Raw genomic sequence first — 14,098 nt, forward strand, 5'->3', positions numbered from 1 at the left:
AGGGTGCGGTCCAGCCTGATATGGCCGCTATCGTGGTCCATCTCATACTTGTTGCGGGAGCCCCGGGGGATCTCGACTAACACATCGAATGTCTCTGCCATTGTCCTGTCTCCTTCTCGGTCTGGACAGCATAGGTATGTCTCATACACAGCATAACCGTCCCGCGGCACATTCGACCACAGTCTCACTCTGACGCACGTATATGCTCAGCAGCCGTTCATACTCAAGGAATGGAGCGGGCGAAGAGTGAGGACGAGTATGTACAAGCATAGGTGGACCGGCATGTTGGCGGTTCTGCTCGCCTTGGCGACCCTTGCCGGCCCGGCGGCTCCTGCTATGGCTGGCGGAGGATCAGGTCATGCTGGCGGCAGACCAGTACCTCCCGGTGGCCAAAAGCTCCGGCTCTGGCAGGGTTGGGCCTACAAGGATGACGACCAGGGGGCTTTTGGCGGTTATGAGATAGGCAGCATCGATAGGGCCTTCTCCAAGATGGGGGTCGTGGATGGTGGTAATGCCACTACGGCCCGGGTCAAGCGGCAGGCTCTTGACGAGGCCAATGGCAACTGTCAGGCGCGCTTTAACGAGGCGCATGCCGACCAGTCCGGACAGGCCCATTGTCGGGTAACCGGCGTGGGAGTGGTTGCCGGCTATCGTGGATCCCAACGCATCTTTGACGGGATTTCTGTGGCTATTCACAAGCTTTGGATGGATAGCTGGCGCAGCCAGGTGGCCAACAGCACCTTTAGCAATCGTGGGGTGACCTATCGGACCAGCGATTCCTTTTGGGATCAGCCCAACGACAATCTTGACAAGTTCGCTGACGAGTATGCAGGCGACGAGAAGGGCATCTCCCTGGTGGTGATCATGCTCAACGACTACGAGCCCAAGCCGGCCGATCTGCCTCCGGATGCTCCCGATAAGCAAGTAGATCATGGCACTAGCGCGGATGGGATGACCAATCGCACCCATATCGTCACTGGAACCGGCCGGGGTGGGCGTGAACTAACTTTTAGTGATGTCTTCAATCCTCGAGGTAAGCAGTACCGTATCAGTGGTCAGCATGTCAGGGACCAGACCAGCGGCGAAGATCTGACTGACAAATTCATTTTCAACACTGCCGAAGGAGCTAGGCCGCCTGGTGACCGGGCCACAGCCACCTGGAAGGGCGGTGCTCTGCCGGAGGAACACCGCTGGGCATGGCAGCTGGATGTGACTGTCGAACGGCCAGAGACCGGGGTAATTCTGGATCAGGGAGGAGTCAGTTGGAAGGGCGCCGCCCGGCAGATTGACCAGTCGACCCCGGAGCGTCGTACACCCACCTGGAAGCCCAGGCCCGACAAATCCTGGATCCTGCGAGATACAGCTACAGGGGTGTGGAAGAGCGTCATAGACCCCCAATGGAGTAACGGAACTGGTGCCGACGGGCATGCGTTTCTGGACGGAGACCGGGTGGGGTCGGTGGTCAACGCCGCTGTCGAAGCCCATCTGATTGAGGCACCCAAGGTTTTCGCCCTGACTGACGACTGGAGTGGTGCTGACTATCTGGTTGATCAGGATGGGGCTAGGGCCATCCGCGTCTTCGTGGCCAAAGCCAAGGCTGATGCAGACGAGCACTACCGCCGCAGCAGCATCGAGGACATTGTGGCTAAGGGAAGGGATGTGACAGACCGTTTCGAGATCAGTGTGACCGGCACCCGGGCACAGGCCCGAGCCAAAAGCGGATGGTTGAACGGTCTTAAGGGGATGGAGGACCCTAAGCAGGTCACCATGCTGGTTCCCTTCACGGTTAACTTTGCCAACGGCGGCGGCGCAGCTAAGGTCCGCAAGGATATGGGTGGAGCACCTGACCAGGAGCTGACCTTTTGCCGGGCTCCTGATGGCCATGGCAGCCAGGGCGAGCCCCTGACCAACTCGGGTTCCCAGACAGTCAACACGCAGAGTGTGGAGACCAACAAGCCGGGCATTTGCGGATACCTACCTCCGGTACGCAAGGATGTAATCTCTGAGGCTGGTCAGGGCGGGGAGCAGGCCAGCGTTGACGGCAAAATGGTCTTCCCCGGTCAGCGACTGGAATATCAGTTGGATACCCAGCCCAGCCTGCCCGACAATCTGGCATATCCTGTCAAGTCAATCACCCTGACGGATGTGTATGATCGCTGGTTTTTGCCCGACAAGCAGACCCTTGAGGTGACTGACCTGCAGAGCGGCGATATCATCGCCAAGACCGGATACGCCACAAAGTGGAAGGACAAGGATCACAGTTTGCGGGTGACCATTACCGATTCCGGTATGATCAGCAAGTGGCGTGCCGGGAGCAATCCCAGAATGCGCCTGCGCTTTGAGGGCAGGGTTGATTCCAAGGCCCCAAGGGATCATCGGGTGGGAAATCAGTGGTTGCTGACACTGAACAATTCACTGACCCCCTCCAACCAAGTGAGCAATCCGCCAGCTAACTTCCATCCCTCAAAGAGCGATGTCAGCGCGCATGATCCAGGCATCAGCATCGACGGTAAGGTGCTCTTCATGGGCGACCATGGAGTCTATCGGATCAGTCTGGACGCCCGCCGCAAAGATACCGCCTATCCGGTCTGGCGGCTGGGCATGACGGATGCCTACGATGCTCGTCACCTGGATATCGATTCCAAGAGCATCGAGGTTCTAGGATCCGACGGTCGTGATCACACCAAGGCTTTCAATATTCAGGTAAAAAACGGTATGGTTCTGGTCTTCGCCAAAACTGTGGACACCTATGTTCCGGCCACAGGTGCGACCCTCAAAGGAGATCCTCAACCTGCCGATTTGGCTGCATATGCCGTTGCCCGAGGCCATAGTCCCCTCAGGGAACCGGCCATTAACCAAGGATTGCTGGGGCGCACCTACGATCTGGTCCTGCCTTACACGGTCATCCGTGCAGAGCCTGGTCACGTGGTGCGCAACCAGGCGACTCAGATCGTCAACGACATGCGCAAAGCGACCAATGTGGTCGCTAATCCGGTCAAGCCGCTCAATCCCGCCAAGGATGTGGTAGTGGCCGTAGGTGGGGACAGCGCCCACGGCGGCAGTATCTACCGTGGCCGGATCTTCCTCTACCGGCTGGATTCCAGTCTGCTGCCGGCCGGACGGGCCTATCCGCAGGTGGGGACCTGGCGGATTGAGGATCGGTTGGACCCCTCGGTGGATCGGTTCACCGGCCATTGGGCCGTCTACGCTAACCAGGATCTCTACGAGAACGGGCGCATCCTGATTCATCATGGACAGATCATGGCTGGTTCGAACATGTCAGCCGATATCCCTGGCGGTCCCTTGTTCACGATGGCCGCAGACCCTGCAGGTCTGGTCAAAGTGGAGGCTACACCGCGATATTTGGCTTTGGTCAGCGCTTCAGGCGACCGCCCAGTCGGCTGGAGGGCTTACCTGCAATGCAGACGGCTGAAGAAGGTGGAACGTCATGAAAACCGATTTACTGAGTTCTATCAGGACAAGACTCTGGTCTCCAACACGGTCTGGACCAGAACGCCTGATATGACCCCGGCACTGCATATCGAGAAGTTTGATCAGGCCGGCGGTATGTCTAAGGGTGATCGGGATCAGCCGGAACAGGCCCTTCGAACTCATGATGATGTCCCTATTGTCTTCCGGATCACCAACGATTCTCCTCGCGATCCCAGCGATGGGACCGGAGCAATTTTCCTCGCCCGGCAACTACATTTGGAAGATCAGACAGTCGTCGGTCAGGGGCGTGTGACTCGGATTCGCTATCCTGACAACTGGTCGACCCTAATGCTACGGCCTGGCCAGTCTGTGGACGTGCATGCCACAGTGACAGGCATATCAGGTCGGCACACCGACAGGGCCCGAGTAGTTGGCAGCCCACTGGTGCCCTGTCCGGTGGAGGATCAGGCTTCCTTGCCGCAATTGGAGAACGCCCAAAAAGCCACTGGACGAGCGGACTCTCGCGGAGTAGTAGTCGATGGTCGCCTGCTCTGCGCTGATCAAGTTGTTGAATCCAACAGTGATGACTGGAATGCTCTGGAAGCCGCACTGCCTAAGACCGGATCTTCGGTGGTGCTTCCCTTGGCCGTCGCCGCCGCAGCGGTCATGACTGGGCTTATCATCTTCCGCTTAGTCAGACAGATGTCCGCCAGGAATCATAGGAGACAGTGACCCTGGAACAAGTACAGAGACCCGTATGTGCATCTTGGTCTGCCGATTGGCTTAATGAGGCTGGTCGGCAGACCAGGGTCGGTCTCGACCTGTCGCAGGGCAGATAGATCTGGGAGAGCGATACCGGCCTGCTCCGGATCCAAGGCAGGGTGTGTCGGCTATTCGTCAGGCGAACGTCAGTTATTTTGGCCATTCCCAGATATCTTCAGAGTCTTATGTCATTTCCGCCTCGAGAAATCAGTAATAGGCAAAATGAAAGTTTGGCTGAACAAATGATTGTGCTGTCCGTATTAAAACATCCAACGGCTGAGGCGGACGGCTGTTTGGTAAATTGTCAGCCTCACGCTTGAGTGCAGCGGTTATGGATGTGATCGTCTGGTTTCTTGGATACCATTGACCTCGTAAAATATCGGCCAAGGATGGCGGTGGAGAAGGTTAGCGATGGCGAAGGAAAACACCGAAAGCTCTAAAGATGGCGGGAAACCCTTGATGGTGGTGTTGAATCAGGCTATGCGAATTCCGGGGATGAAAGTAGATCGTGAGCGGTTTCTACGTGAGCAGTTCGCTAGCGCTCCACGGCAGGTCATTGAAGACATAGTGAAGAGGGGCCCCGTGGCCGCGGGTTGTGATCGGAAGGTTCTTTATAAGATGGCACGGCAAATCGTCCTGAAAAGAACAGGGCAATCCACTAGTGCATCTTTCTTGGCTGGAGTGCCGGGAGGGATTACCATGGCTATCACAATTCCAGGAGATGCGGCCCAGTTCTACGGTTTTGCTTTTATAACAGCCCAAGAGATCGCCTATCTGTATGGAGAGGAGGATTTCTGGGAAGGTGCCCTGCCAGATGATGAGGTGATCGGGAATCAATTGCTTTTATACCTCGGTGTCATGCTTGGCGCCGCTGGTGCCAGTTCGGCGGTGCGTTTGATCTCCACGCAACTGGGGAAATCAGCCTTGAAGCATCTGCCACAGAAGGCCTTGACAAAAGGAGTGATCTATCCGATCGTCAAATCGGTAGCCAAGACCATGTCCGTAAAAATGACTAAAAGCGTCTTTGCCAAAGGGGTTTCCAAGGCTGTGCCGATAATTGGTGGAGTGGTGTCGGGAGGGATTACCTGGACAACTATGCGCCCTATGGGTATGCACCTGATTTCCGTTATGGATGAGGCTCACTTTGGCTATTCACAGTCTGATGCGGATCGCGACTATAAAAAGGTACTGGATTTAGACATGGTCAATTCGCAGACATCCGGGAATCCACAGGCATCGGAAACGTTGAATACGCCAGCAGATTCTGAAGATACTGAGACCTCTGATGCCCTGACTGTTCTAGAAATTAGCGAGGATTCGGATGATTCAGCGGATCTGGAGGATGCGGACGGTTGTGTCGAACTATAGGTCGGCCCGAGTCTATCAGGACTTTTCCTTAAGCTGTTCCCCTGGTCTGACACAGCAATAAATGTATGATTTGGCAATGAATCACAAGTCATTAGATTCAACATGCCTATGCTCCAGGCCAGGGGGGATTGCGTTAATTCTCCTCCGCGTCCAGCAGCACCACGCCTTCAGGAGGATTGCTGTCGATGGCTCCCACTGTCTCATGCGGTAGGTAGGGCTCCTCCATGGAGGCGATCTCCTCAGGCGTGAGTTCCAAATCCAGCGCAGCCACAGCATCGTCAAGATGATGGGCTTTGGTGGCGCCGATGATCGGTGAGGCGACGCCTTTGGCCCACTGCCAGGCGATGGCTACCCGGGCCATAGGAACGTTGTGCCGCTCTGCCGCCTTTTGCACACGGTCAATGATGGCAAGGTCGTTGTCTTCGGCCCGGTCGTATTTGCCGCGCGAGACCTTATCAGTGGCGCTGCGCAGTGTGTCGGCGGTCCAGGTGGGCCGTGTCAGATGGCCGGCGGCCAGAGGGCTGTAGGGCATGAGTGAGACGCCCGTCTTTCTCGTCCTCCCGGTAAAGCAGGTTGTAATGGTTCTCCATGGCGCTGAAAGGGGTCCAGCCGTTGTCTCGAGCGACTTTCTGCATATCCTGAAATTGGCTGGCGTACATGGCCGAGGCGCCCAGCGCTCGCACCTTGCCGGCTTGGACCAGATCGTTGAGCGCTTCCACGGTCTCCTCGATTGGCGTTTCATAGTCGAACCTGTGGATGATATAGAGGTCCAGGTAGTCGGTGCCCAGTCGCCTGAGCGTTCCATCGATCTCGCGATGGATGGCCTTGGACGAAAGCCGTCCCTCATTGAAGTAGACCTTGGAGGCGATGACCACCCGGTCGCGGCTTGTATGCTTTCTAAGCGCCTTTCCCAGATATTCCTCACTGGTCCCAGCCGAGTAGCCGTTGGCTGTATCAAAGAAGGTGATGCCCAGGTCCAGTGCGTGCGCAACGACCGCGTCGGTCCCTTCCTCATCCAGTGTCCAGTCGTGCATGGTGCCTGGCTTGCCGAAGCTCATGCATCCCACGCAGATCTTCGATATGTTGATGTCCGTTTCGCCTAGTTGTGTGTACTGCATTTAAGCCCTCTTGGCTTTCCCTGGTGCAGACGCAATCATGCTAGCAAGTTCGAGTCGGTGGAAGTCTACTTCGCGAAGGAGCATCCAAGTTTTTTGCCACTTACCTGCTAAGAACTTTGACTAGCCAGATATAAGAAAAGAGCCGGAATATGAGTGAATTTAGTTTCAGTTTTATTAGTAGCAAGGGTTGGGGTTTGGGCTCGATACTTACGTAGTTGGATTTGTGCAGCGAGCTTTTGGACGAGCTAAGTTGAGTAGGTACTGTCTCGTATTCCTTCGCCTTACCGTTTTTCAGTTGGAACAAGCAGTATTGTCGACCGACGGCCATTGGGTCCAAAAAATCAAGTGTACTTACTGCTTTATAGGCATCCATCTGCTTTGCAGATGGATGCTTATAATATAAAGACCAAATCCCAAAAGCTGCAGCGAAGAAAACTCGGCAGCTCTACCTCCGTAGATTGCTTAGTATGCCAGACTTACGACAGCACACGCCGTCATTTCCAAGATGAATTTGTAGGAGAGGTGCAGTGTACGAGCTGAATTGGGGTTACCCACGGTTGACTCCAAACAGCTACAAGAGCCACGGCAAGCAAAGCCCAGAGTATTTTCTCCCTTACCGGTGTTTGAGGGGAACACCGACGAAAATGACGACGACTCCAGCGCGCTCAACCAGAAATCGGATAGCAAGCACGAAAACCCATTTGTCGGTCCCATGGATGTCGGCATCATTCTTCTTGGGAGAATTCTTGTAGTATGCACCTTATTAATTAAATTATGAGATACGACAGCAACGTCGATGTTCACCTGGAGCACTTTTTCTCTCACCTTGGTGACGTGACATTGCCTTTATACCTCGATTTCTCTAGGTGAGTTGTTTTCTCGCATAAGCAATAAGATGCAATGTGGACGGTAGTTGTTTCTGGTCCAGCAGGAAAGTTCACCCGATTTGTGACATGCACGGTCATATCACACTTAAATGCGATGGGGATATCTTCACTCATAAAGTTATTGCATGGATTGGGTGGTATTTTCCATATGCCGGTTTTCGCTGGCTTACTGGTAATGATGCGTCATCCGAGGTATTTCATGGACAGTACTTCAATAATGGTTTATCCAATAGGTTAAGCTCTATATATTCATTCTGAACAGTATAAAAGTGGAATGTCACATGATTCGTATGACATTAGTTTCTGCAACCGATGAGCATCAGCGTTGTTGGCTCATATGCTTTATCCAGGATTGCCATTTTTAGCTAGTTACACAGCCTCTGGTTTCCAGATTCACGAGATCGCGAGGGTTCTCTGGTTGATCACCCACCGTATGTGACCATCAGCGTTTTATGGATTCCTTGGACGTGTTTGTCGTTATCTTGTTGAGATTATTCTGAGTGGCCCGTAATTCCACAGGGGCTAGAATGTCTACGTCTGCATATGAATGTGGCGGCGCACCTCCTAGTCAGTGTGTACGCCGCCATGGCTTTCAGACATTTGGGGTTTCTGCCTTTATCAGAAACCCCAACCTTTATTTATTGATTTGATTCGCTTTAGCCTGGCGCACAAGATTATTGACTCTTGTCCGCTCGCTTTTTCCATAGGTTTCCTTTGTGGAGAGAATTCCGATCAAGCCCACAAGAGCGGCGGCCATATATAGCATGGAGGCGCCTGGCCACCCGAAGGCATTTACCATAGCCGTCGCCAGCATGGGGGCGAACCCCCCTAGCGCGGCAGCGACCTGGTAGCCAAGGGATGCACCTGAAGTGCGAGTGGAAGTTTTGAACTGTTCGGTCAAAAGTGACCCCTGTACGCCTGTGAATGAGGCATGGATAATCCCAATCCCTATGATAAAGACTATCGTAATCAATACAGGCTTGTGATCATTAGTTAGCAAATACATGGGGAAGGCAAAAGCTAAGGCGGCAATACAAGCTGCAATGTAGATGGGTCGTCTTCCGACATGATCAGTCAAACTGCCGGCAAAAAAGGTGGCAAAAATAGCTACGATGCTGGCTATGGTTATGGCATTCAGCGCAACCGGTCGCATATCGGGCTCTTGCTCCGAGATGTAGTTTAGAAGGTATGTGGCGGTCAGATAGTACGCAAATGATTCTACGATTCTCAAAGAGATCACCCGTAGAATACCTTTCCAATCCCGATGTACTGAGGTAGCCAGTGGGTTCTTTTCGGTCTTGCCGCTTGCTTGAGCCTCTTGAAATTCAGGGGATTCTGAGAGCTTGGACCGAACGATAAGGCCGACGACGACTAGTAGTGCGCTCAGTAAAAAGGGTATACGCCAACGCCAATCACCTGGCAGAAAGGCACAGAGAGCGAACATCCCGGAGGCGAGAGCGATGCCTAATGGATTTCCGGATTGGGGGATTGCGCAGTACATGCCTCGCCTGTTCCAAGGAGCATGCTCATAGGCCATAGTTATAGCGCCTCCCCATTCGGCACCGAAGGCAAGCCCCTGTATCATGCGGATCAGTGTCAAGATGATTGGAGCTGCCAGACCGATAGCCGCATAGGTTGGCATTAGACCAATCAGAAAGGTAGACCCTCCCATGACTAAGAGGGCACCCACCAGTACTGGTTTTCTGCCATGCTTATCGGCCAGATAGCCGCCGACTGCTCCGCCGATGGGACGCATGACGAAGCCGACTGCCAAAGTTGCAAAGGCCAGCATAGTGCTGATGAAACGGTTCCCTGCAGGAAAGAAATCAGTGCCAAAATATAGGGCTGCTGCTGTGCTGTAAGCTATGAAGTCATAGTTTTCCACACATGTTCCTATGCCTGCAGCGATGGATGTCTCTAGTCGGTCTTTTGACCCTAAGACTTTTTCTTCTTGTTCGGTTGGAGCCTGTTTCACTTTGATTTCTCCTCTTCTTCTCCGTGGCCCCCAGTAACCTCTATCCGATCCATGGCATTAAGTTTGGTTACACGTCTGCGGGTATCTTCGTCATTGTCGAAACGCGCGTTGAGAAATGCGGAGACGATATCTGGAACCAGGGCATGAGGGACAAGCCAGGCTCCCATAGCTATTGCATTTGCGTTGTCGTGCTCAACTGATTGATGAGCCGAGTAGGTCTCGTGAGCGAAACCACAGCGAATACCTGGAATCTTGTTGGCTGCCATGACACCGCCTTGCCCGGTGCCGCAGACTAGAATGGCTCGTTCTGCCTCCCCGGTCACGACCTTCTTGCAGGTCGCTTGCGTAATGTCCGGGAAATCAACAGGATCGGTGCTGTTGGTACCGCAGTCGATCACCTGATGGCCAGCTGCCTCAATGGCCTTTCTGACTTCATCTTTGAGAGGGAATCCAGCATGATCAGCCCCTAACGCTACCTTCATTATTTCTTTCCTTTCTTTGCTTTTGAGAGAAAGGCAGTCCCTTCCCTCACGACTTTTCGTCAGACTGTGCTTCAGCGAACAGTAGGGATATGCCACGTAAAAAAACACATCAAATTGAGCGATCGATGAACTGGGTAGGGATCATCTTGGATTCCGCTCTCTTCCCCTGAATGAGCTTGATCAATCCCTTGGCCCCTTCTCTGCCAATTGAAGTTGCGTCGTTGCGAACAGCACTGATGCGGGGACTGATAAAGTCAAACCACTCCATGTCGTCGAAGGAGACGATTTCTATCCGCCTCGCTTCTTTGGTACTTAAGCAATCATGTAATGCATGGAGTATGCCCACCGTCGTCTCGCCGTTAGCGCCTATTATGGCCGATGGTTTCAGGCCAGAACGGATGATGTCTTGAGCAGCACGATAACCACCTTCTGCTAAGAAATTGCCTATCTGAACCAGCCTAGGATCAGGATCGAATCCGAAACTATCTCTGCCTTCCATAAATGTTCTATACCGTTCCAAGCCCGTCGATATGGTAGTAGGACCTGAAACAAATGCCACCCTTTTATGTTTGCGTTCGTGTAGGTATTGCAAGATCTGATTCATGCCTTGAACGTTGTCTGTACCAAAATATGGCGCCTCTATACCTTCAAGGTGACGGTTGAGTAGAACCAACGGAGTTCCTGTTTTCAAGAATGATCGAATATGAGGAGTCATAATGCCTTGAGGAGAGAAAAGGACCCCATCAACTCGCTGCTGGGAGAAGACCTGGACGATTTCATCGGCAGTGTCTGCATCTTCGTTGGCATTACCGTAGACAACCATGTATCCAGATTTACGGGCTTCTTTTTCCGCAGAAAGAGCTAAACGAGCAAAAAATGGATTACGAATATCGGATATGAGCAAGCCCAGAATGTTAGTCCGTGCCCGCCTAAGGGATTGGGCCGGGCCATTGGCGACGTAACCCAATTGCTTGGCTGCCTGCATGACTTTTGCCCTAGAATCGGCCGATGTATGGGGGCTCTTGGAAAGCACTCTAGAAGCAGTTCCTAGAGATACCCCGGCCCTCGCGGCCACATCTTTGATTGTTGTCATCCGGTCACCTCATCGTGGAAACGTTTCCATGCCTTGTTAATTTCTATTAATACCACATCTGCTTGCCGGAGGCAATTTCTGAGGTTGGAGGCACAGAGCTGATATGCTCAACTCAGACCGTCTGATTCTTAGAAAGACGCATAATTGCTGGCTGACTTGTAGACGTAGAAGTCGATAGTGGCAGACGATTTCGTGTTGTTCCTTGGCTCAGACAATTAAATTTTAAACAGTAAAATGGAAATAAATTTTCGATTGTTCGGCAAAATAGTATCCTATTGAGCAAATTAACTCTGTTGGCGAGAGTGTATATTTTGATCATTTTTGTCCAAACTTAGAAGAGGCAACTCGGTGCATCTTCACGCGTGCCATAGAATAATATGAGAGGTATGAAAGCTATTACTTGGAGCTCATTGCTAGATCATCGAATTTGATGACACGCTTACCGCTTGTTTGTAACTGTCGATTTATTCTCTTCGCCGTAAAACGATTGGTTTATCAGTCTGTTCGGCAGACTGAGGAATCTCAAAGGAATTCGTGCTGCCTTATAGATTAAGTACACTTTATAGTCAATAATAATTAATTACAGTTCGGCTCTATAAGATGTTAGTAAAAACAAAGGCTCGGAATCCAGACGATTCCGAGCCTTACTGGTAGCGGGGTCAGGATTTGAACCTGAGACCTCTGGGTTATGAGCCCAGCGAGCTACCGAACTGCTCCACCCCGCGTCGGCTGTGCAACACAGCAGTTATCTATGTTACGGATTCCAGCACACTTGTCAAGTCCGTGTGTGGGCAGGCCTTACTTGGGAGATAATGGAGCCATGCCTATCACCATCCCCACCGGATTGCCGGCCAGATCCATCCTGGATTCGGAACGCATCTTCGCCCTGGAAAGCCACGAGGCGGAGCGGCAGGAGATGCGTCCGCTCAGGCTGGTCATCCTCAATCTGATGCCTACCAAGGTGGAGACAGAGACCCAGCTGCTGCGGCTGATCTCCAAGTCGCCGCTTCAGGTGGAGGTCGACTTCATGAAGACATCCACCCATCAGGCCGCGCACACCAGCATGGACCACTTGGTCAAGTTCTACGAGAATCTGGATTCCTTCAAGGACAACTGTTATGACGGTCTTGTCGTGACGGGCGCCCCGGTGGAGCAGATGGACTTCGAGCAGGTCGACTACTGGGAGGAGCTGACTCACATTCTGGACTGGGCTTCTACCCACGTTTTCTCCACCATGTACTTGTGCTGGGGGGCCATGGCCGGGCTCTACTACCGCCACGGCATCGCCAAGCGCGACCTGGACTGCAAGGTCTTCGGGGTCTTTCCTCAGTATCTGCAGGACGAGTACTGCTTCATCACCAATGGCTTCGATGAGATCGCCCTGCAGCCCCACTCCCGCTGGGCCGGGGTGGACGAGGACCAGGTGCGGGCCTGTCCGGATCTACAGGTGCTGACCTGGGGTCCCCAGTCGGGTTCAGGGCTTATCTGCACCCAGGATTTCTCAGAGATCTTCGTGCTGGGCCACTGGGAATATGATCGCGACACTCTCGCTCACGAGTACCGGCGCGACATGGCCAAGGGCCTGGACCAGGTTCCTTTCCCGGTCAACTACTACCCCCATGACGATCCCAGATTGGAGCCGGTCTTCTCCTGGCGGGCCCATGCTAACCTGCTCTGGCGCAACTGGCTGAATTGGGTTTACGAGACCACCCCTTACGACTTGGACCAGGTGCCGACTCTGCGGGCAGCGGGCCAACTAGGCACCGACCGATCCATCAGACACGCTCCTGGATGCCCACGCGCTGACGGGTATCGTCCTTTGGCTGGTGACGGGTACGGGCTTATTCCTGGCGTTGTTAATAGTTAATGACGTTTGGATTAAATTCGTTATCAAACTGTCCACACCGCGGGGCGGATTCGACCTGCGGCCGCTATCTGTGACACACTGGATGAATCCATAGTTACCGTGGCTCTTGGTGTGGGCTACACTACCGATACGGTGCAGCCATGGGTCGCATACGCGCTATAGTGTTCACTGTGTCGTTCAGGAGGCGATAGATGCTAGAGGCAATGGGAAGTGAAGCTTTCAGTCTGGCCATGGCCAAGCCGAGCGAGCTACCCACCATCGAAGATTTCCTGCCTCCTGAGATTCTCTTCCAGGGAACGCCCTTCGCCATGAACAGAATCATCCTGATCAGGTTCGTGGCCATGGTCATTATCCTTCTGGTGCTGGGAATCACTGCCGCCAGGGCTAAGCTGATCCCCTCCCGCTGGCAGGGGGCTATTGAATGGGTCATTGAGTTCATCCGCGACTCAGTCGTCTACGACACCCTGGGCGAGATTCGGGGCAAGCGTTACGTGCCCATGATTACGACCATCTTCCTGACTATCCTGGTCTTCAACCTCTGCGGCATCGTGCCGGGCATGAACATCGCGGCAACAGCGACCATCACCATGCCTTTGGTATTCGCCATCTGGACTTTCTGCCAGTACATGGTGACGGGATTCCGGGAGCAGGGCGTCTGGGGCTATTTCAAATCGGAGCTCTTCCCGGCTGGAGTGCCCTGGCCTCTCTATATCATTCTGACACCCATCCAGCTGCTGGAGATGGTCATTGTCAAGCCGGCCTCCCTGACCATTCGACTCTTTGCCAACATGATCGCCGGCCATCTGCTGGTGGCTGTCAGCCTGGCTTTCACCCAGTTCTACATCATCGAGGCCAGCAACAAGCTCCTGGCCCTGGCTGGCGTGGGCTGGTTTGTTCTGGGCTTCGCCCTGACGGCCTTCGAAATTTTTGTGGCGGCCCTTCAGGCCTATATCTTCGCCATCCTGACCACGGTTTACATCTCCATGAGTTACCCTGAGGAAGGTTGAGCGAAAGAGAAAAGCCGCGGTCGGCGCTTAAGGCGGTCGCAGCCCACATATTCGTCGGTTCCGACCAGTAGACGGGGGTCGGGGCTGAACCACAATCCAAGAACCGG

The 14,098-nt window shown here is 53.5% G+C and carries 8 protein-coding genes, 1 tRNA gene and 1 pseudogene; 4 read left to right on the forward strand and 6 right to left on the reverse strand.

Features of this window, described 5'->3' with window-relative positions; all coding sequences use genetic code 11:
• The coding region (locus AC0AP0_RS03755) for an inorganic diphosphatase (protein WP_490429343.1) at positions 1–101 on the reverse strand (101 nt) is incomplete at its 3' end.
• 145 nt (positions 102–246) lie between these two features.
• Between AC0AP0_RS03755 and AC0AP0_RS03760 the strand changes: the two genes are divergently transcribed.
• Both AC0AP0_RS03760 and AC0AP0_RS03765 read left to right on the forward strand, forming a co-directional pair.
• Entirely contained in the window at positions 247–4,164 is a 3,918-nt protein-coding gene (locus AC0AP0_RS03760; RefSeq protein WP_490429434.1) for an LPXTG cell wall anchor domain-containing protein, read from the forward strand.
• Between the two features lie 441 nt (positions 4,165–4,605).
• Entirely contained in the window at positions 4,606–5,562 is a 957-nt protein-coding gene (locus AC0AP0_RS03765) for a hypothetical protein (protein ID WP_490429435.1), read from the forward strand.
• Between the two features lie 133 nt (positions 5,563–5,695).
• Here the strand turns inward: AC0AP0_RS03765 and AC0AP0_RS03770 are convergent.
• The 5 genes and pseudogenes from AC0AP0_RS03770 to AC0AP0_RS03790 all read right to left on the reverse strand — a co-directional run bounded on the left by AC0AP0_RS03770 (position 5,696) and on the right by AC0AP0_RS03790 (position 11,842).
• A pseudogene (locus AC0AP0_RS03770) lies at positions 5,696–6,680 on the reverse strand (aldo/keto reductase).
• A 1,521-nt stretch (positions 6,681–8,201) separates the two neighbouring features.
• On the reverse strand, positions 8,202–9,542 hold the full coding sequence (locus tag AC0AP0_RS03775; RefSeq protein WP_490429436.1) for an MFS transporter: 1,341 nt from the start codon (positions 9,540–9,542) through the stop codon (positions 8,202–8,204).
• Positions 9,539–10,024, reverse strand: coding sequence for an RpiB/LacA/LacB family sugar-phosphate isomerase (locus AC0AP0_RS03780; protein ID WP_445339301.1), 486 nt, complete (start codon positions 10,022–10,024; stop codon positions 9,539–9,541). Before AC0AP0_RS03780 ends, AC0AP0_RS03775 begins: the two co-directional genes overlap by 4 nt.
• Positions 10,025–10,133: 109 nt before the next feature.
• Entirely contained in the window at positions 10,134–11,117 is a 984-nt protein-coding gene (locus tag AC0AP0_RS03785) for a LacI family DNA-binding transcriptional regulator (RefSeq protein ID WP_490429437.1), read from the reverse strand.
• Between the two features lie 648 nt (positions 11,118–11,765).
• Positions 11,766–11,842 (reverse strand) — tRNA-Met (locus AC0AP0_RS03790).
• Between the two features lie 95 nt (positions 11,843–11,937).
• On the opposite strand from AC0AP0_RS03790, the gene AC0AP0_RS03795 reads away from it, so the two are divergent.
• On the forward strand, positions 11,938–12,984 hold the full coding sequence (locus tag AC0AP0_RS03795; RefSeq protein ID WP_445341953.1) for a homoserine O-succinyltransferase: 1,047 nt from the start codon (positions 11,938–11,940) through the stop codon (positions 12,982–12,984).
• A gap of 191 nt (positions 12,985–13,175) precedes the next feature.
• A complete protein-coding gene (gene atpB, locus AC0AP0_RS03800) occupies positions 13,176–13,991 on the forward strand; it encodes a F0F1 ATP synthase subunit A (protein WP_015022487.1) in 816 nt (271 codons plus the stop codon).
• The last annotated feature ends 107 nt before the right edge of the window (positions 13,992–14,098 follow it).

The organism is Bifidobacterium sp. POST2/T3 (B1) (assembly GCF_058197115.1).

What these genes read in the sequence shown, in the direction of transcription:
- AC0AP0_RS03765 (WP_490429435.1), top strand. Translation starts at nt 4,606, where the DNA reads ATGGCGAAGGAAAACACCGAAAGCTCTAAAGATGGCGGGAAACCCTTG.
- AC0AP0_RS03780 (WP_445339301.1), bottom strand. Translation starts at nt 10,024, where the DNA reads ATGAAGGTAGCGTTAGGGGCTGATCATGCTGGATTCCCTCTCAAAGAT.
- AC0AP0_RS03785 (WP_490429437.1), bottom strand. Translation starts at nt 11,117, where the DNA reads ATGACAACAATCAAAGATGTGGCCGCGAGGGCCGGGGTATCTCTAGGA.
- AC0AP0_RS03795 (WP_445341953.1), top strand. Translation starts at nt 11,938, where the DNA reads ATGCCTATCACCATCCCCACCGGATTGCCGGCCAGATCCATCCTGGAT.
- atpB (WP_015022487.1), top strand. Translation starts at nt 13,176, where the DNA reads ATGCTAGAGGCAATGGGAAGTGAAGCTTTCAGTCTGGCCATGGCCAAG.